At 42.6% G+C, this 17,466-nt stretch carries 23 protein-coding genes; 11 read left to right on the top strand and 12 right to left on the bottom strand.

Features of this window, described 5'->3' with window-relative positions; all coding sequences use genetic code 11:
- Positions 1 to 223: 223 nt before the first annotated feature.
- The 6 genes from BLV00_RS03100 to BLV00_RS22470 form a co-directional block, all read right to left on the bottom strand.
- Complete coding sequence (locus BLV00_RS03100; protein WP_093042299.1) at positions 224 to 1,390, bottom strand: lactate 2-monooxygenase; 1,167 nt, start codon at positions 1,388 to 1,390, stop codon at positions 224 to 226.
- Between the two features lie 238 nt (positions 1,391 to 1,628).
- On the bottom strand, positions 1,629 to 3,551 hold the full coding sequence (locus BLV00_RS03095; RefSeq protein WP_093042297.1) for an endonuclease MutS2: 1,923 nt from the start codon (positions 3,549 to 3,551) through the stop codon (positions 1,629 to 1,631).
- 549 nt (positions 3,552 to 4,100) lie between these two features.
- Entirely contained in the window at positions 4,101 to 4,295 is a 195-nt protein-coding gene (locus tag BLV00_RS03090) for a DUF378 domain-containing protein (RefSeq protein WP_093042295.1), read from the bottom strand.
- Positions 4,296 to 4,726: 431 nt separating this feature from the next.
- A complete protein-coding gene (locus BLV00_RS03085; RefSeq protein WP_093042293.1) occupies positions 4,727 to 5,815 on the bottom strand; it encodes an NAD(P)-binding protein in 1,089 nt (362 codons plus the stop codon).
- 105 nt (positions 5,816 to 5,920) lie between these two features.
- Positions 5,921 to 6,238 (bottom strand): DnaB-like helicase N-terminal domain-containing protein, encoded by a 318-nt coding sequence (locus BLV00_RS03080; RefSeq protein WP_093042291.1) that lies wholly within the window; start codon positions 6,236 to 6,238, stop codon positions 5,921 to 5,923.
- 160 nt (positions 6,239 to 6,398) lie between these two features.
- Positions 6,399 to 6,521: a hypothetical protein gene (locus BLV00_RS22470; RefSeq protein WP_281242969.1), complete on the bottom strand. Its 123-nt coding sequence runs from the start codon at positions 6,519 to 6,521 to the stop codon at positions 6,399 to 6,401.
- Positions 6,522 to 6,708: 187 nt separating this feature from the next.
- Here BLV00_RS22470 and BLV00_RS03075 point away from each other — a divergent pair, with 187 nt between their 5' ends.
- The 5 genes from BLV00_RS03075 (at position 6,709) to BLV00_RS03060 (ending at position 9,038) form a co-directional block, all read left to right on the top strand.
- Entirely contained in the window at positions 6,709 to 7,035 is a 327-nt protein-coding gene (locus BLV00_RS03075) for a DMT family transporter (protein ID WP_093042289.1), read from the top strand.
- A 19-nt stretch (positions 7,036 to 7,054) separates the two neighbouring features.
- Positions 7,055 to 7,408 carry a DMT family transporter gene (locus BLV00_RS03070; protein ID WP_093042287.1) on the top strand — a complete coding sequence of 118 codons (354 nt, stop codon included), beginning with the start codon at positions 7,055 to 7,057 and terminating at the stop codon, positions 7,406 to 7,408.
- Positions 7,409 to 7,496: 88 nt separating this feature from the next.
- Positions 7,497 to 7,691 carry a hypothetical protein gene (locus tag BLV00_RS03065; RefSeq protein ID WP_093042285.1) on the top strand — a complete coding sequence of 65 codons (195 nt, stop codon included), beginning with the start codon at positions 7,497 to 7,499 and terminating at the stop codon, positions 7,689 to 7,691.
- A gap of 2 nt (positions 7,692 to 7,693) precedes the next feature.
- On the top strand, positions 7,694 to 7,819 hold the full coding sequence (locus tag BLV00_RS22290; protein WP_245728782.1) for a DUF6254 family protein: 126 nt from the start codon (positions 7,694 to 7,696) through the stop codon (positions 7,817 to 7,819).
- 328 nt (positions 7,820 to 8,147) lie between these two features.
- Complete coding sequence (locus tag BLV00_RS03060; RefSeq protein WP_093042283.1) at positions 8,148 to 9,038, top strand: fructose bisphosphate aldolase; 891 nt, start codon at positions 8,148 to 8,150, stop codon at positions 9,036 to 9,038.
- Between the two features lie 64 nt (positions 9,039 to 9,102).
- Here BLV00_RS03060 and BLV00_RS03055 read toward each other — a convergent pair whose 3' ends face one another.
- From BLV00_RS03055 to BLV00_RS03045, 3 genes are all read right to left on the bottom strand, one after another.
- Positions 9,103 to 9,546 carry an SgcJ/EcaC family oxidoreductase gene (locus BLV00_RS03055; RefSeq protein ID WP_093042281.1) on the bottom strand — a complete coding sequence of 148 codons (444 nt, stop codon included), beginning with the start codon at positions 9,544 to 9,546 and terminating at the stop codon, positions 9,103 to 9,105.
- 20 nt (positions 9,547 to 9,566) lie between these two features.
- Positions 9,567 to 10,157, bottom strand: a complete 591-nt coding sequence (locus tag BLV00_RS03050; protein WP_093042279.1) for a hypothetical protein — start codon at positions 10,155 to 10,157, stop codon at positions 9,567 to 9,569.
- 82 nt (positions 10,158 to 10,239) lie between these two features.
- The gene (locus tag BLV00_RS03045; protein WP_093042277.1) at positions 10,240 to 11,478 is read right to left on the bottom strand and encodes a GNAT family N-acetyltransferase; all 1,239 of its coding nucleotides are present in this window, start codon (positions 11,476 to 11,478) and stop codon (positions 10,240 to 10,242) included.
- 182 nt (positions 11,479 to 11,660) lie between these two features.
- Between BLV00_RS03045 and BLV00_RS03040 the strand changes: the two genes are divergently transcribed.
- From BLV00_RS03040 to BLV00_RS03025, 6 genes are all read left to right on the top strand, one after another.
- Entirely contained in the window at positions 11,661 to 11,927 is a 267-nt protein-coding gene (locus BLV00_RS03040; RefSeq protein ID WP_093042275.1) for a hypothetical protein, read from the top strand.
- A 6-nt stretch (positions 11,928 to 11,933) separates the two neighbouring features.
- The gene (locus BLV00_RS21825) at positions 11,934 to 12,086 is read left to right on the top strand and encodes a hypothetical protein (RefSeq protein ID WP_176791303.1); all 153 of its coding nucleotides are present in this window, start codon (positions 11,934 to 11,936) and stop codon (positions 12,084 to 12,086) included.
- Positions 12,087 to 12,173: 87 nt separating this feature from the next.
- Positions 12,174 to 12,437: a hypothetical protein gene (locus BLV00_RS03035; protein ID WP_093042273.1), complete on the top strand. Its 264-nt coding sequence runs from the start codon at positions 12,174 to 12,176 to the stop codon at positions 12,435 to 12,437.
- 301 nt (positions 12,438 to 12,738) lie between these two features.
- Positions 12,739 to 13,350 carry an NAD(P)H:quinone oxidoreductase type IV gene (gene wrbA / locus BLV00_RS03030; protein ID WP_093042717.1) on the top strand — a complete coding sequence of 204 codons (612 nt, stop codon included), beginning with the start codon at positions 12,739 to 12,741 and terminating at the stop codon, positions 13,348 to 13,350.
- A gap of 483 nt (positions 13,351 to 13,833) precedes the next feature.
- Positions 13,834 to 14,016 (top strand): hypothetical protein, encoded by a 183-nt coding sequence (locus BLV00_RS22285; RefSeq protein ID WP_245728780.1) that lies wholly within the window; start codon positions 13,834 to 13,836, stop codon positions 14,014 to 14,016.
- Positions 14,010 to 14,432, top strand: coding sequence for a hypothetical protein (locus BLV00_RS03025; RefSeq protein ID WP_245728778.1), 423 nt, complete (start codon positions 14,010 to 14,012; stop codon positions 14,430 to 14,432). Before BLV00_RS22285 ends, BLV00_RS03025 begins: the two co-directional genes overlap by 7 nt.
- Before the next feature lie 76 nt (positions 14,433 to 14,508).
- Here BLV00_RS03025 and BLV00_RS03020 read toward each other — a convergent pair whose 3' ends face one another.
- The 3 genes from BLV00_RS03020 to BLV00_RS03010 all read right to left on the bottom strand — a co-directional run bounded on the left by BLV00_RS03020 (position 14,509) and on the right by BLV00_RS03010 (position 17,301).
- Entirely contained in the window at positions 14,509 to 15,498 is a 990-nt protein-coding gene (locus BLV00_RS03020; RefSeq protein ID WP_093042271.1) for a LacI family DNA-binding transcriptional regulator, read from the bottom strand.
- A 67-nt stretch (positions 15,499 to 15,565) separates the two neighbouring features.
- The gene (locus BLV00_RS03015) at positions 15,566 to 16,396 is read right to left on the bottom strand and encodes a carbohydrate ABC transporter permease (RefSeq protein WP_093042269.1); all 831 of its coding nucleotides are present in this window, start codon (positions 16,394 to 16,396) and stop codon (positions 15,566 to 15,568) included.
- Between the two features lie 17 nt (positions 16,397 to 16,413).
- Positions 16,414 to 17,301, bottom strand: coding sequence for a carbohydrate ABC transporter permease (locus tag BLV00_RS03010; protein ID WP_093042267.1), 888 nt, complete (start codon positions 17,299 to 17,301; stop codon positions 16,414 to 16,416).
- Positions 17,302 to 17,466 lie beyond the last annotated feature (165 nt).

The raw sequence follows: 17,466 nt of genomic DNA, 5'->3' as shown, positions 1-17,466 counted from the left end.
TTTATTAAAGGTTTCAGATATAGAGCTTCTGATGAAAATCGCAGATAAGCGGGAAGAAGGGTCCAGACTTTTGAAATCAAACAGGATATGAAGAATAAAAAAACAGGAAGTTCGCGACGAAATGCTCCGTGGTCAGTTGAACGCCAATTTCCATATGCGAAAATAATACCAAAAGGGCTAACACAAAATAGCAGTAGCAGTGCTGTTTTGTGTTAGCCTTTTATCATTCTGCTTTTCTTAGAATAACTGAATTGAGTTCTTTTATAGAACTCTCCCCAGTCAATGCCAGCGTGATGTCCAGGTCAGCAATCATATTCTGCATTACTTCTGTTACCCCCTGCTGTCCAGCTGCCGCCAGACCATACATGCACGGTCTCCCTATGAGTACTGCCTTCGCTCCTAAAGCCATTGCTTTGATAATATCGGAACCTCTCCTGATTCCGCTATCCATCAGGACAGGAATCTTATCCTGGATAACATTGCAAACTCCAGGCAATGCCTCAAGTGCTCCTATTGCCCCATCTACCTGTCGACCGCCATGGTTGGATACAATTACGCCATCCGCTCCATATTCCAGCGCGCGTTTAGCATCTTCCGGATGAAGAATCCCTTTTAATATGATCGGCAGGTTCGTATTCGCCTTCAAGAAGGCAATATCTTCCCATGTTAAGCCAGCATTTCCGAACACTTGGGTCCATAGCTTGATCGCCGCTTCCGGGTCCTCATGTGGTGATTTCTTCAGCTTGGCACAAAATGCCGGGTCCGTAAAGTAGTTTCCGACACCTTCTCCTAACAAGAATGGAAGATAAACATTCTTCAGATCTTTTTCGCGCCAGGCCATCATCGGGGTATCCAGCGTCACTACGACTGCCGAGTAACCGGAAGCTTCTGCTCGTTGTAAAAAGCTGGCTGCGATATCCGGATCGTTGCTCCAATATAACTGAAACCACCGTGGTGCATCTTCCATTTCTTCAGCAATTTTCTCCATCGGCGTCGTCGAAGCACTGCTCGCAATAAACGGCACACCTAGTTCTGCACACGCTTTTGCCGAACCTAAATCCCCGTCCTCATGGATGATCGATTGTACTCCTATCGGTGCATGGAGGACGGGAAATGGGTATGTATCGCCAAATAGCTGAATGTCTAAATCTCGCTGTTCCACATTTCGAAGCATCCTCGGTATGATTTCCCAACGATTAAAAGCATTAAGGTTGTTCTGCATTGTTTTGCCAGCCCCTGCTCCCGCTGCCACATAATCATAGGGACCCTCCTGTAAAACTTCCCTGGCTTTTTCTTCCCACTCTTCACACACTACCGGAAGGCGATCTGGATCCGGTTGATGCATCGTCTGATATAAACGGAACTGTACTTGATTTCCAAAGTTCTGCATGCATATTCTCCCTTCCTTTATAAAATGTAATAGGTTCATATATCTGATTATTCTGTCTATTTTTAGCATACCGATAATGTGAAAAAATGGCAACTTCGTATTAGCTTGGGAACACAATACAGTACAGGAAGAAAGCTTCAAGTGGTAAAAGGAGTCCTGCCGGAAAAAAGCAAAAGAGACCCTTTCCACAATAGGACCTCTTATTACTTCAAACTCTCGTATTAACTACGATTAAGTGCTAGCAATCGTCTTCTGTCTCAATCGTCAGACCTTCCACATGCTTACGGTCAAGCTGTTTAGTAACTTTTCGGTATTCCTTAGACTGGAAGATGATATCAAAATCGTAATCAGAAGGATAAAGATCCTGAGCTTTGATGTACAGCTCCAGTCGTTTATGATTCATTTTCAGCTTTTTATCTTTCTGCTGGATAATGTAGTCTCCATTGTCATCTGGTCCTTTATAAACAATGGCTGTTTCTCCGGTTGCCTTTATCTTTACATTATCACCCATATTATAACGAGAGAACGTTGTCTCTCGTTTGGGAGCAGCGTTCCTTTCCTTATAGCGTGGAACGTTTATTTGCTGTTTCATTTCATTTGAATCGAGTTTTTCTTGATCCAAGGGGTACTCCTTTGTTTCGTGATAGGTAACTTCATGAGCACGCTTGATGATGGAAGGATGAAGCCCCAGCTTTAATGCAATTTGAAATGCCTGACTATCACCTGCTTCTCCAATCACCAATCGATAGGTCGGTTGTAATGTCTCCAAATCAAAGGACATGGAACCATTAATAAAATCATCACGCTGGTGAGCTAGCTCTTTCATCTCTGTAAAATGGGTCGTTACCAAAAGTTTAGCTTTCTTGGTCACCAACTGCTCCAGAATCGCCTGAGCCAGACCCATCCCTTCATTGGGCTCTGTACCTGACCCGATTTCATCAATTAATGCCAAGGTTCCCGGTCGAGCATCTTGTAAGATTTCAATGATATTGACAAGTCTTGAACTAAAGGTACTTAAATTAGCCTCAATGCTTTGTCCATCGCCAATATCACAAAAAATATCATCAAATATCATCACTTGGGATTCCGGACTCGCTGGAATCCATAATCCTGCCTGGGCCATCATCGTTAAAAGACCAATAGTTTTAAGTGTCACGGTTTTCCCACCGGTATTAGGTCCTGTAATCATTAAAGCTTGTTCCTCCGGTTTCATCTCGATTGTCAATGGTACAGCCTCCTTTCCCAGGTGAGGGTGACGGGCATCAATCAGCGAAATCAGATTATCTCTGTTCAGTCCAGGCACATCAGCCTCTATATGGATGGCGTATTTAGCCTTGGCAAAAATGACATCGTACTGATGCATGACATCAATAGCAATGAGAATTTCCTGCTTGTATTCAAGGACAGCCCCCGTCAGGTAGTACAATATTTGTTCAACTTCATGCTGCTCAGACAGTTTCATATATTCAATCATGTCCTGCCGCTCTTTCAGTTCCTTGGGTTCCATGAATACGGTTGCCCCTGAAGAAGATGTATCAATTACGGAACCCTTTACTTTCTGGCGATATTCTCGTTTGACTGGAAGGGTAAGACGACCATTCTTTTCGATAATCATTTGCTCTTGCAAGTAAGAAGATTGTTTTTTCAACACTTCTTGTGCGCGGTTTTTCAGCTTTGTCTGTTCTGTCTGTATATCACGCCTGACTTTTAATAGCGCTTTGGAGGCATAGCCATCGATTTGTCCATTTTTTAAGCTCCTCCGTAATTCCTCCTCAAGGAATGTCAAGTCTGACATGGAATCGACGTAAACGGAAATCGTTGGGGCAACATAACCTTTATCATCCATAAACCGCTTCAGCTTACGGCAATGATCCAAAAACTCAATAATCCCTTGGAGAGAACCGACTGGAAGGTAACGCCCTTTCTCTCCCTCTTCCAGTGAACGAGTAACGGAATCCAAAGAATGAATCGGCACACTGGAATTAAGGCGCAATACCGCGATAGCCTCTCTAATTTCCTGAAATGAACGTTCTATTTGCCTCTTATCTACCATAGGAGTTAATGCATGTACCGTCTGCTTTCCTTTGTGTGTCAGTGCGTAAGAAGCGATCTCTTCGATAATTTGATTAAATCCTAAATCATTCATCGCTTTTTTATTCATTTTTGATAAGCTCCTTTATTAATTAGTTAAAAATACAAAAAGCCATCGCAGGATACACTTCCCCCGCGATGGCTTTAAATATAACCATTCTGCATTCAGATACAAAGAAAGAGCCATGACAGGCCCGTCATAGCTCTTTCTAAATTCTTTGGGTATGCCTGTTCTTAACTATCCCTGGTCACTCCAGCACAAATAACACCTTTGCGAAGGTGATTTAAAAGCAATCAGGGAATATACAATTCGTATTAGTTAAGAACAGCCACACTCATAAAAATATCTCCTTTTTTCATACCATATTTGCAGAATGGTATAGATTTAGGATATGCTACCCTTCCGTTAATGTCAATAGACGAGAACAAAATCGCAAGCGCCTTGCTAGTAGTGACGTTTTTTGTCAGAGAGGATTGCCTTAAGACCTCGATAGGATAGGCGCTGGAGCTGGAAGTGACCCACAACCTAAAGTTATCCACAAAAGGAAAAGAATTTTATTAACGATCAAAAATGCCCGCCCCCCTCTGCTATAGGTGGCAGGCATCTTACTTTCCATTATTACTTCACTTTTTTCAACAGCGTCAGTGCATAGATGGCTGCGATACCAACCAGGACATATACAATCCGTGCAACCGGGCTATCCATTCCTCCAAAAATTCCTCCAACAAGATCCCACTGGAATAAACCAAATAATAGCCAGTTCAAGCCACCAACAATAATAAGAATTAGGGCAACCATATTTAAACCTTTCATTAACATTCACCACCATTTTAAGTTTTGTTTAACACTTGTACATATATCGTATAACCTGATTATACGTTAGTAAAACCTTTTTATAACCCAAAATATAAAAGAGCTTCTAAACCATATGGTTTAGAAGCTTTTTAGAATAAAAACTGCTTTTTCTATCATTTCCTCTCTATCCCAGTCCCACAAGTTATACCAATCGATTTTATCTACTCGTTGAGTAACCACTTTATGAAACAGAAGATCAACTTACTGTGGCATCGTCCCTGTTCCTTTGGATTTGTTTATACACTTCTGCGGTTATTTCAGCCAGCGTTTTCGATTCCAGCAACTTTGATGCACTCAGCTTCAAAGACTCGGCATAATGTATTGCTCTACAATAAAAAAACGATCAGGTAGACTTTTTGTCTACACTGATCGGAATTATTTGCATGTGTTCACTTAGATATGAATGGCTTTAATAGGTGGCTGAGTCCTTTCAGAACACTCATATTCGGTTGGGTCACTATTTTTTTCACTGCAGCGTTATGAAGTGATTTTGTCACCAAATCCAATTGATGATTGTCCAAGCTTTCAACTGCTCTGCGCAGCACCAGGGAATCATCATAATCCTTATATAGCGGTTTACAAAGTTTTTCATAATCTCCAAGCCCACAAATATCCTGTGCTGCATATATCCCGCTAAGAATAGATCCCGTTTGTCCAAAACCTAAAAACGGTGTGATTGCACCAAAACAGTTGCCAGCAAAGAACGTATTGCCGATACGTGGGTATTTGCACCTTCCAACCATGTAATCCATTATCGTAAATTCTTCTTCTACAACAATTTCCTGGTTCAGCGTCCGTGAGGCTTGCGATAACATTTCTTCCCAAAATTCACCGCGTTTTTCTACCCATTCCGCTTCATATTGAGGATAGACAATCACCAGTGACGCTTCTGTTTTGGAATGAGGAAGCAAGTAGCCCATACCTTTAGGAGCAAAATGGTTATTGAACCAGGTATGTACCTCATTACGTATAAAATCCCCTTTGACGATAGCCCCTGCAAAAGTGGATTTGAGTGCTATTTCATAAGGCTGGATTTGCTGGGTGTCCTGAGGATCACCGGTCGCTAACACAACATGGGTATACGCTTTGGATATTTCTTCGTAAGAGACATGTTGATCATAATGAATCTTGCTATGCACCAGTTGCTCAGCTAATTGTTTTTCAAAAGCGTATTTATGATCACCCCGCAAATTGATAAACCCGATATTTCCCTCCACGTAGGCAGACTCATTTTCGGAATGTGCATATATTTTTTGGACATTGTACGTCGGCTTTATGTGAATATCATGCGTTTCAGAAAAAAACTTTACCGCATCATTGATGGGAGCGTGAAGAATAGGGGTCATCAATTCTGCGATGTTATACCCAAATCCCGCTTCTTTTCGTTGCTCAAATATATCAGCAGTATGGCCGTTTTTTTCCAGCGTTAATGCACAGGAAAGACCGGCAAGTCCAGCTCCGATTATTGCTGTTTTCATAAGGTTCCCCCCTTTTTTATAGTGTTTGTCAGGGGGCTGTTTTTATCCTTATAAAAAGAACTTCTATTCTCACTTTAACAATAACGCAGTGGTCCCAGGCTCTCTTCATTGCTTGCGGTAACGCAACGCTTCAAGGACCAGACGCTGTTGATGTTCGAAAGTTTCGAGCGTAGGAATAGAAGCTGCGAGCTGACTCAAATACCCCACACCTCCGACTGCGTCGATATCCTTCCCCAGCTCGGTCGTTACCGTGACCAACGTAACTGGCTCTCCAAGCTGATGAACCTTTGCAATCGCTGCGAAAATCTTCTGGTGCCGCTGAAGGTGGAAATACTCGCCTTTCAGTTTTGACTTTTCCATCACGGCATCATCCAAAAGAATCGCCCCTAATACCGCCTGTTCCGCTTCCTCATTGAGTATCATCTGCCATCCTCCTCATCAGTTCCGAAAGCTGTTTATTGAATGCCGCCCTTGTTTCACGTGGAACATCAGCCGCTTCCTGTCCCTAGGTACGCACCTTGATAGGTATTTTTCTTCGGCGGATAAACGGCAATGGCTGACATCGTCGGTGTGTGCTGCATAGTCAGAGAGCTTCTTTATCACGGATCGTAATCCATTTTTTCCGAGGTGCGGAATCAGGATGTGCGGTTAGTCCGTCCAATTCAATACGGTCAAATAACGCAAGGATCTTTTTTAAGTAATTCATGGCTTTCTTGTACCTCCCTTTTTTCCATCATTAAAAAATGCCTTCAATCGTTATCATCGAAAGAAAGCAGGAAAATGGTGTTGTGTTTTTTTAATGCTTAAATTTTGTAGATTAAGGAATAACGGGAAATAGAATCAATATTGTAGAGAATACAACAGGAATATAAGACAAGAGAGGAGTGATAATAGTGCATGCGTATACTTTTTTGATTCTGGCTATTGTTCTGGAAGTATTCGGCAGTGCCATGCTGAAGGCTTCAAATGGGTTTAAAAATAAACTGGCCACTATTGGTGTGATTGTTGGATATGGCTTGGCTTTTTACACTTTATCTTTAGCGCTTAAAACACTCCCTCTGGGTCTGGTTTATGCGGTTTGGGCGGGGTTAGGAACAGCTCTTACCGCAATAGTAGGATTTACAATATATAAAGAAAAATTCAACTACAAAAACGTCGTCGGATTAATTCTTATTATCGGAGGCGTGACACTGTTGAATTTATCAAACGGATCTCATTAATGTGAGGGAGGAGATGAACATGAGAGGTTATCTACTTTTAGCTATTGCTATTCTCGCTGAAATATTCGGGGTTACTATGCTGAAAATGTCACAAGGTTTCACAGCCTTGTTTCCTTCCTTCGGGGTAGTGGCTGGTTACCTGTTTTCCTTTTACTGTTTTTCGTTAGCGCTCAAAACCATTCCGTTAAGTTTCGCTTATGCCATATGGGCAGGGGTGGGCACAGCTGCAACGGCATTAATCGGTATTTTGGTATGGGATGAAGCTTTCAACATACTCACCTTCTCTGGAATCACCCTGGTCATTGGTGGAATTGTCCTGTTGAATCTGTCCAGTCACCCAAACACAGCCAAGAAACTATCATCAAACGGGTGATGGTTCTTTTTGCTAATGCCCGTTCTGGCTGCTGCCAGAATATCACGCCTCCTTTTTCTTAATACTAAACAAAAAAGGAGGCAAATCCATGGCGAAACGCACAAAGAAAAATGATCCGCAGCAAAAGAATAAAAAAGGCTTTGATTCCAGCAAGACAGATACAGAATTCTCCAAGGAATTTGGCAGCGCCAAAGCAAATCAGGCACATAAAGAAAAAGCCAAACAAGCACGAAAGTCCAACAAAGTAAGCAATGATCTTAATAAAGGACAGGAGCAGCGATAACAATGACTAAATCCAAACGTCAAGAAGAACGGGAATGGAAAGCCAGAAAGCATGCACAAAACCCTCACGGAAAAGTCAGATCGTTCGACGAAATAGCTGATCAAGCAAAGAAAAATGATGACAAATAAAAAACCAGGACCAAACAGATTAAAGTGTTTGGTCCTGGTTTTTAAATGAAAACATTCATATCTATCAATGCCTAGAACAGGAATGGTTACCTTGGTGAAAACCCACCCCCATATTTTACTTTATAGGGGTAAAAGCACCGGCAGCTTTCATCCCTAGGTATAAATAAGAACCTACATGCTGTAATGCTTTTGAACAGGGACGAAAACAATTAAAACAGTTACATGTTAAAATGAAAACAGCACATCCATCCTGTGTTATAGATGGCCCGATAACGGGAAGAGTATAGGTGGATGTTATTTCGAATACGAAGAAAAAGGAGTGGAAAGTATGAATCAAAACCATTTTGACAAAATCAAAAACGGCAACGGATTTATCGCAGCACTCGACCAAAGCGGCGGCAGTACGCCGAAAGCGCTAGCGGCATACGGAGTACCGGAGGATTCTTATTCTGGCGAAGATGAAATGTTCGACCTTGTGCACGAGATGCGGACGCGTATCATCACGTCCCCTGCTTTCAATTCTGATAAAATACTTGGCGCTATTCTGTTCGAACAGACGATGGACCGCGAAATCGAAGGTCAATATACTGCTGATTACCTTGCCAGCAAGGGTGTCGTACCATTTTTAAAAGTCGACAAAGGACTTGCCGATAAGGAAAATGCCGTACAGCTGATGAAGCCGATTCCAGACCTGGACGAAACGTTGCGTCGTGCTAATGAACGTAATATTTTCGGTACAAAAATGCGCTCGGTCGTCCATGAACCGAACGAAAAAGCGATCAAGACAGTCGTTGACCAGCAGTTTGATTTCGGTAAACAAATCATCGCAGCCGGGCTTGTTCCGATTATTGAACCTGAAGTGGATATCAATAGTCAGGATAAAGAGACATGTGAAGCCATGTTGAAAAATGAAATCCTGAAGCAGCTCGACGCGCTCACAGATGACCAGAACGTTATGCTGAAGCTGACCATTCCAACGAAGGCAAACATGTATAAAGAATTGATCGATCATCCCCGCGTCGTTCGCGTTGTCGCCCTTTCCGGCGGCTATTCCCGTGACGAAGCCAATGAAAAACTGAAAGAGAACGACGGCCTGATCGCCAGCTTCTCCCGTGCTCTTGCTTCTGACCTGAATGCCAATCAGTCAGACGAAGAGTTTAACGAGAAACTGCAGCAAGCGGTTGATACGATTTATGATGCTTCTGTGAATAAGAAATAAAGAAAAAATGAAGTGCCTGCCCCCCTACTATCATGGGGACAGGCACTTTTTTACGGATATCGTATTAAAGTAATTCTCTCAATTCATCTGTCATTTTTTCCACCAACTCCGGTCTGCCATGAAATTGAGCAGGTGTATTTTGAAAAAGCTCAATATTCCACTTGCCATTCTGGAAAGAAAGTAGCAACGTTTGATGTGTGTTGACATCAGGCTTAATATCCGACTCCCCAGGCGGAACCATTCCTGCTATTGCTCGTACAATCGCGATATCCTCTCCAAGGAAGCGGATTTCTTTTATTTTAGTAACGTAAGGAGCCGTTGGGCGGTCCCTGAATACAGGATCTAAGTGAGAAAAAATCTCTTCCGGCCCATTGGATTGGCTGCCATCAAAACCGATGCTCTCGCCATTTTTTGAAAATAAATCCGCCATCCCTTTGGCATTACGATGGTTCCAGGCAGAAATCAGCTGCTCATATAGTTTTCTTACTTGTTGCTCTTTATTTTCCATAACATATCCCCTGTTCAGCTTTATTTTAGTTTTCGAACCAGCCCTTCAACCGTGCGCCGGTCCACGACATGTTCTTTCCTTCCCCACATCATCAACGTATACCCTAACAAAAACGTCATCACGAGCACGATCGAGCCGATAAACGTATAGATGCTTGTCTCATAAGATGGGAAGTAATGGCTGGCTATAAACGCATAGACGCCCAACACCAGCATGTTGACGACCAGAAACAGTGATTTTAACGCAAAAGACAGCTGCTTTATATTTCGACCGGCACGTACAAACATACACCAAAACAGAAACGCACTGACCAGCATCAGTAAATGAAAGATAGGCAGAGCCCATAGATGACCGGTAAATAAAGACAGGTCATATCCCACACTGATAACTAAAAAAAGCAGGGAAATAATCAAAGGGTGTTTGCTCCAACCCAGTGATTTCTTAATATGATGATGAAACCAGTAGCGGGTTTTATTGATCCAGTAAATAGCAGCAAGTGGAAGAAAAAGTTGTATGAGCAGCTTGTTCATTACATTCGTGGACGGAAACCAGACAGCTAACATTCCGGTTATGGAAGCAGCAAACAATACTCCGAAGACCAGTTTTCTCATCTAAATTCCACCCCGCATGTATGCAATATTTTCTCCAATCAAAGATGCCAGTTACTTTCCTCTTTTGAATATTCCCGATTATCTATTTTTTACCCGCAGTTTTCTCTCGCTTATATACCCTATTCCTCTCTACAACCGTGCAGCCATTTGCTTCAAAGGTTTTCAGCATCGGCACATTATTACTACTAGTGGAACCGATGTAATAAACGGCATCAAAATCATCCTTTAATATACCAAGCGCCTGGTGGTGGAGACGTTTGCTTTTCCCCTTGCCGCGTGCTTCCGGCACAAGTCCAAAATAAAACAATCTCCCTTCATCGGTGGTGCCAGGTTCAATATGCGGCATGACAACTCCGATGGGAAGGTCGTTCTCATAAGCAATCAGACAGGAACTACGGTAATCTTCGCCAAGCTCCCCTTTTACACTTTGCATATGCCCATCCATGTCCAGGGAAGAAGATGCATTTAAGGATTGGATCATCGCTTTTTCCCAAATAAGCTTAAACTCTTCTTCCGCGATCTCATGGAGAGAAGCTGTGTCAAAATAGACTGCTGTCTGTGTGTCATGGTTCAATGCTTTTTTCACCATGACATTTTCGTCATGTAGCCGGAATCCATGGTCTGTTAAAAAAGATTCGACTTCCGCTTCAAATTTATTAGGGATAAGGAGCGTCATTTCCTTGTAATGGAATGCAGGGTCCTTAAGCAAGTGCTTGACGAAGGTTTTCAACTCCTCATCCGTCAAATGTCTGGTATCTTCCACCGTCACATATTGCTCCCCTTCCACAAACTTAACTTTATCGTAAACCGCAAACCGTTCAGTGATTTCCTGATAGGCCGGCGTTTCCAATAGTTCGGTCAGGAAAGCTGCCTTCGTCTTCCGATACGCCTCCATATCCGTTCCTTCATACCGCCTTTTTAAAGCGTTATACGTTTCGATATAGGAGGGATTCTCTATGAAAAAACGTGTCATCGGATAAAAATGGTCGACGGAAGTACCGATCACTGTCAACTGGACACCCACCGGCAGTACTTCTTCTTCACACTCAAAAGCGCAGAAGAAAGTCGTTCGATCACTGCCTGTATTCACTGGATATAGCTCCAACAATGCTTTCCTCGCCTCGTCAAAATCATCCTGAGTCACGCGCACCTGAAGATCGACGTCCCCTTTTGTCAGCGACCCTCTTACGGCTGTACTTCCAACATGATAGACTTCCGCTTCCGGCAATTTATTTTGAATTTTATTTTTATGCTTTTCAAAAACTTTCTCCGCCCTCTCCCGAAACTCCTCTTCCGGGGAGAAGGTAACTTTTTCATCCATATCACGATAACCTCCTGAGTTTAGTAAGTTTCCACCTGCAACTCAGTAACCAGATGTATATCACCACTTTATTTGGAGTTATTTTGCTACAATCGGGTGGGAAAATAAGGTAAGCTGAATATATAATTCTTTCGACACGGAAAAATGATTACCTCTATTTCTGTAATAAGGAGACGGTTCACATGATCATTTACGAAGCATCCAAAACAGAATTCATCTCGGATGTCACCAATGAACTACTGGTGGAGCGCCTATATAACTCCTATCAGGAAAAGATAGGCAGAACATCAAAGAGTGAAATCCTCTCGTGGGAAAATTCTCTGCAACGCATGTCCAATGTAATGCAGGATAAAGACATTCCTGCAGATTCTTCGGTTGCCATTGAGTTTAAAATACCAAACACCTCTAAACGAGTCGATTTCCTTGTTGCAGGAAACAGCGGCTCCTAGGACCATGTGGTAATTGTCGAATTAAAGCAATGGTCAGAGGTTGAAAAAGTGGACGGAAAAGACGCTTTAATTGATACATATTTAAGTGGTGGAAAAAGATCGGTCCACCGGCTTGACGGTCATGACGGAGATGGTGTTGTATCTGAAAGTTTGCCTTAAACTTAAATGGAAAGTGCCTGTTACCCTTTGCCGAACGGGGAACAGGCGCTTTTTGTTTTTATGAAATTGATGAAATGAGGTGACTAAATGGAAATCCTATTCACAATCATCACGGGATTTGCTCTTATATTTTCATTCATCATGGTGGTTAGGAAAAGAAAACGTCTTGGTTTTACAGGGATAAAAAGCCTGCTTACTTCGATCTCCTTTTATTTAATCGGGCTCATCAATATCTTTGCTTACTGGTTCGACTTTTTAGGGATATGGAGCTGGTTGATTACATTCGGACTATTGATAGCAGGCGCTTATTTCACAAATTACATGCCAGTCATTTCAAATTTATCCTCCTAAAAAACAGGGTTAAAAAACAGCAATTGACTTTATCTCAAATTCGAGATATGATCATCTTGAATTTGAGATAAATCACCACCTATGAACAGGTGCTTTATTTTTCGCTACATATCTCGAATTCAAAATATATTCCCTTAATAAACTTCCTCCATTTGGGCATAAGAAGAAAAGCAAGCAAGTGAATCAGCTATATTTTTTATGGAGGGGGTCCTTAAGGATAGCCAGTTAAAGTACAGGCAGGATGGTGTTAAACATGGGTTTTTTAGATAAACTATTTGGAAATTCAAAGGAGATGGAAGACATGTCAAACGTAAAATTAGCTGTCATTTTCTATACGATGAGTGGAACGAACTATCAAATGGCTAAGTGGGCGGAAGAAGGAGCAAAAGAAGCTGGTGCTGAAGTAAAAGTATTAAAAGCCGAGGAACTGGCGCCGCAATCCGTCATCGAAGCGAATGAAGCATGGAAAGCAACCGTCGAAAAAACAAAAGACGTGCCTGTAGCGACATCCGCTGATCTCGAATGGGCCGACGCTATTATTTTCAGCATTCCGACACGCTTTGGTAACATGCCATCGCAAATGAAGCAATTCCTTGATACACAGGGCGGCCTTTGGGCAAGCGGCAAGACGATCAACAAAGTTGTCAGCGGTATGACTTCCGCACAAAACCCGCACGGCGGCCAGGAAGCAACCTTGCTTTCTCTTTATACTTCGATGATGCACTGGGGGGCAATCATCGTTTCTCCAGGTTACACCGATGAAGTACTGTTTGGTGCAGGCGGAAACCCATATGGCACAAGTGTCACCGTAGATCAGGATGGCAATATGGTCGAGGACGTAGAAGGCGCAGTCAAGCATCAGGCAAAACGGACTGTCACTGTTGCCGACTGGGTGATAAAAGGAATTCAATAATTTAGACATAGCCAGAGCCGGTCAAAATGTAGACCGGCTCTTTTTTGCTGCTTTCTATCATCAACTACCCTCATTTTCAATCTGGATTGCTATCTTAGGTTGATTTTCAACTCTTTGATTAAGACCATGTATATAGGATTTCTTCCTTAGTTTAATCTTTATCTATTTTATAATGACCGCTCCCCTGGGTCTCTCCAAGTTTGATCTTTATCCTTTTTATGATAACCGTTCAACCAGGATTTCTCCCTTAGTTTGGTTTTAATGAGACTTCCTCTCGTTTTTCTTGTGTCGCAATTGCACTCTTTTACTGTATTTACCACAATAGAAGGAAATCAAGCGATCCATATGGAATTTATTAGGATGTAACTTTTGATGATCTTCTATTCAACAATAAGCTTCAAGCAGAATATTACATAAATAAATCTATAGATATACGACAGAACATTCAAGAAAGGAGAGTTTCTGTTGCGGAGGTATAATTCATTGAAAAAATTTTTAAATTTAAACACGTTATATATTGTGGCGGGAATCATTGCCCTTAGCTCTTTCCTTATACCACGAGCCATTGACATGTTCCAGCTTCAGGCTCATGGAATCAGACACTTAGCCGAAGACGTCGAGCGTTATCATAATAATACACATAAATGGAAGGTGATTATATGGTAACGATTGATCTAAGTGATCCGGAGAGCAATGAAGGAAAAGTGCTTTTTGATGGTGAGGAAGGAGATCAAATCTACATCTCAAGAATCGTACAGAATAGTTCCAGTTATAATGTGGTTTTCCGGTCAAGTGGAAGCTATAACCTGGGTGGCGGTACTTTAGCTTCCGGTCTTGAACACGCCCGAAATAAAAATGGCTTTACCCATGAGTTTAAAGCAGAAGCGCAGGCCACGTATAACGGTGAGACGTTTAAACTAAGACCCTCTTCTTCCTCGGGATTAAACTACCGTAGCGGCGACGAGTTCGGTTTTTATTTATTTCCACCAGATGAGGAGATTGACATAACAAAAGAGCCAACAATTAAGGTGACCATTACGAATTTGCAACTAAACTTATGGGCAAAGAAAATAAATCATTAAATCTATCTCAGATAAAATAAAAAATGCCTGGATCCAAGTATGCTGATAACACAGCACCTTAAGAACCAGGCATTTTTCATCTTTTTTTCACAGAATCCCGTTCGACAAATTCAGTTGCAAGTTTATAGGTCTGATCGACCGATTCACCGGCAAGCATCTGAAAAATCAGATGGACGGAGAGCGAGCCGGCTTCGTATTTCGGCTGTCTTACGGTCGTAAGCGGCGGGTGAACGTATGCCGCTAGTTGAATATCATCAAATCCAATGATGGAAATGTCTTCAGGAACTCGAATTCCTTTTTCCGAGAAGGCCTGCAGCCCGCCGATGGCCATTTCATCGTTGGCATAGAAGATGGCTTCCGGCAAATTTTGTTGGGCGATCAAGGTACGGGTTGCCCGGTATCCGCCTTCTCTGGTGAAATCACCGTTGATCGTCCAACGGGAATGGTACGGGATTTCGGAAGCCGCTAATGCAGCTTTATAGCCTTTGAACCGCTCCTTATTGTCATGGGAATCCAATGGTCCGCTGACATAGGCAATCGAGCGATGACCTTTATAGAGCAGATGTTTCGTCGCATCATAGCCGCCCTGCTGGTTATCGACTTCCACGTGGATCACATGAGGATTGGCCACTTCCCGATCAAGCACTACAATCGGAAAGTCTTCCCGCGCCGAAGCTTTAATGGCTTCGGTACTGATATTCGTTGCGAGTACAATCGCTCCATCGACACGTTTTTCCCGTAAAAACTTCGTCGCGGTCGACTTATCCCCGCCAACCGAACTGCAGGCGATCAGATCATATCCATTCGACGTGGTGACGTCCTGTACGCCTTTGATCAATTCCGAAAAGTATGGACCTGATAGATCGCTTAATATCAAAGCAATCGTGTTGGTCTTCGTCCGTTTCAGGTCAGAAGCGATACCATTTTTTTGATAGTTCAATTCCTGTGCTGCCTTCAGCACTTTATCGACGGTTGCCTGACTGACTTTATTTATCCCATTAAGGGCATAGGATGCTGTCGATACAGCAACTCCTGCCCGCTTTGCAACATCTTTAATCGTAGCCACCTTACCTACCTCCAATAACACAGCACTGTCCAGTTCTATTGTAAGCTATCCGGACACTGCCATACACTCATTTAATTCCAGACATTGTAAATCCTTCGACAATGTATTTCTGGAAAAAGGAAAAAATAATGATGATCGGAATGACCATGAACGCCGCACCCGCCATTTGCAGCGCGAAGTTATTGGCATACTGTCCTTGCAGCAAGGACAAGCCGACCGATAACGTATACAGACTTTCGTCATTCGCGATGATCAACGGCCATAGGAAACTGTTCCATCCGGCAATGAACGTCAATATTCCCTGCACCGCAAAAATCGGCTTGGCGATCGGGATGATCAGCCGGAAGAAAATATAGAACTCACCAGCACCATCAAGCCTTGCCGCTTCCAGTAAGTCATCGGGAATCGTGGTCATGAACTGGCGGAACAGGAAGATGCTGAACGCCACCGCAAGTCCCGGCAAAATGATCCCGGCCATCGTGTTGGTCAGCCCCATAGCATTCAAAATCAAATAAACGGGAATCATCGTTACTTGTCCTGGAATCATCATCGTAGCAAGGACAAGGTAAAAGATTCTTTCACGGCCCTTAAAATGATATTTCGCAAATCCATAGCCGGCCATTGCATTGAATAGCAGGCCGAGGAAAGAAAACAGGACAACAATAATGGTATTCCGTAAGTAAACTGCAAAATTCATACTCGTAAATAGATTGATATAATTTTCTATGGTAGGGTTATCCGGAATGATCGTCGGCGGAATCGCCAATACTTCATTTTCCGGTTTGAATGAACTGGAGATCATCCATAGAAACGGGATGGAAACCAAAATTCCGCCTGCAATCAGGAGAAAGATGACAAGCGCTTTTTCCGTCTTGCTCCTTTTTGTAGCTGTAGCCATATCCCCACTCCTTCCTATTATAATTCCGTGTCTTTTTTCTGAAGTTTGAACTGGAAGACCGTTACGATAATAATCATCGCAAACAGGATGAACGAACCTGCAGCTGCATATCCGAACTCACTATATTGGAAGCCTTCCTGGTAAATGAAGAGCGCAACCGATATCGTTCCGTCCAAAGGCCCGCCATCGGTCATGACAAATGGTTCTTCGAAGAACTGCATCCAGCCGATCAGCGTCGTAACCGTTACGAAAAAAGTGGCGTAACGCAGTAATGGCAATGTAATATGGAACAACACCTGAAGACGGCTCGCTCCATCCATTTCGGCAGCCTCATAGTAGGATTTCGGAATCCCCTGGAGCGCTGCGAGAAAGATGATCATATTGATGCCGATCCCTTTCCAGACGGCCAGGATGATCAATGAAATTTTGGCAATCGTCGGTTCCTCGAGCCACGGTATATTTTCTACCGAAACCAACGACAAAATATAGTTGAATAGTCCATATTCCGTGTTATACAAGTAACCCCAGATGACTGCAACCGCAATGATATTCGTGATCGACGGCATGTAATAGACCGCGCGGAATGTATTGAAGATCCAGCTGGTGCCATAGTTTAATAGTAATGCAATGGATAATGATGTAATGATAACAAGAGGTACACCAATGATGACATAGAAAAATGTGTTGAATATTGATTTAATAAATGTTGCATCGGTAAAAAGATCTTTATAATTTTCTAAACCGATAAAGGAAATCGCCGACCAGTTCGCCAGTCCTTTCAAATTCATATCCGTGAAGCTGATCACCAGCGCGACCAGGATAGGAATCAGACTGAACAACGTCAATAAAATGACAGCCGGAGCGATAAACATATACGGATGCCGGTTATTCAGTAATTGTTTCATGGAACCACCTACCTCACCTTGGTTAGAAAAACTTGGGATATCGCCAATTCCTTATGGCGAAAGCCTTAGTCTTTTCTTATACTTTAACCCTTTAACAAAGTTAAACTTTCCTAAAGTGTAAATAGAAAAGGGAATGAAATTGACATCCATCCCCTTCTCCTTTCA

Origin of the sequence: Thalassobacillus cyri (assembly GCF_900107755.1) — a bacterium.
GTDB lineage: Bacteria > Bacillota > Bacilli > Bacillales > Halobacillaceae > Thalassobacillus > Thalassobacillus cyri.
This window is presented reverse-complemented; position numbering and strand designations above follow the sequence as displayed.

Coding starts and splice junctions, on each gene's coding strand:
- BLV00_RS03100 (WP_093042299.1), bottom strand. CDS start 1,390: ATGCAGAACTTTGGAAATCAAGTACAGTTCCGTTTATATCAGACGATG.
- BLV00_RS03095 (WP_093042297.1), bottom strand. CDS start 3,551: ATGAATAAAAAAGCGATGAATGATTTAGGATTTAATCAAATTATCGAA.
- BLV00_RS03090 (WP_093042295.1), bottom strand. CDS start 4,295: ATGAAAGGTTTAAATATGGTTGCCCTAATTCTTATTATTGTTGGTGGC.
- BLV00_RS03085 (WP_093042293.1), bottom strand. CDS start 5,815: ATGAAAACAGCAATAATCGGAGCTGGACTTGCCGGTCTTTCCTGTGCA.
- BLV00_RS03080 (WP_093042291.1), bottom strand. CDS start 6,238: ATGATACTCAATGAGGAAGCGGAACAGGCGGTATTAGGGGCGATTCTT.
- BLV00_RS22470 (WP_281242969.1), bottom strand. CDS start 6,521: ATGAATTACTTAAAAAAGATCCTTGCGTTATTTGACCGTATTGAATTG.
- BLV00_RS03070 (WP_093042287.1), top strand. CDS start 7,055: ATGAGAGGTTATCTACTTTTAGCTATTGCTATTCTCGCTGAAATATTC.
- BLV00_RS03065 (WP_093042285.1), top strand. CDS start 7,497: ATGGCGAAACGCACAAAGAAAAATGATCCGCAGCAAAAGAATAAAAAA.
- BLV00_RS22290 (WP_245728782.1), top strand. CDS start 7,694: ATGACTAAATCCAAACGTCAAGAAGAACGGGAATGGAAAGCCAGAAAG.
- BLV00_RS03060 (WP_093042283.1), top strand. CDS start 8,148: ATGAATCAAAACCATTTTGACAAAATCAAAAACGGCAACGGATTTATC.
- BLV00_RS03055 (WP_093042281.1), bottom strand. CDS start 9,546: ATGGAAAATAAAGAGCAACAAGTAAGAAAACTATATGAGCAGCTGATT.
- BLV00_RS03050 (WP_093042279.1), bottom strand. CDS start 10,157: ATGAGAAAACTGGTCTTCGGAGTATTGTTTGCTGCTTCCATAACCGGA.
- BLV00_RS03045 (WP_093042277.1), bottom strand. CDS start 11,478: ATGGATGAAAAAGTTACCTTCTCCCCGGAAGAGGAGTTTCGGGAGAGG.
- BLV00_RS03040 (WP_093042275.1), top strand. CDS start 11,661: ATGATCATTTACGAAGCATCCAAAACAGAATTCATCTCGGATGTCACC.
- BLV00_RS03035 (WP_093042273.1), top strand. CDS start 12,174: ATGGAAATCCTATTCACAATCATCACGGGATTTGCTCTTATATTTTCA.
- wrbA (WP_093042717.1), top strand. CDS start 12,739: ATGTCAAACGTAAAATTAGCTGTCATTTTCTATACGATGAGTGGAACG.
- BLV00_RS03025 (WP_245728778.1), top strand. CDS start 14,010: ATGGTAACGATTGATCTAAGTGATCCGGAGAGCAATGAAGGAAAAGTG.
- BLV00_RS03015 (WP_093042269.1), bottom strand. CDS start 16,396: ATGGCTACAGCTACAAAAAGGAGCAAGACGGAAAAAGCGCTTGTCATC.
- BLV00_RS03010 (WP_093042267.1), bottom strand. CDS start 17,301: ATGAAACAATTACTGAATAACCGGCATCCGTATATGTTTATCGCTCCG.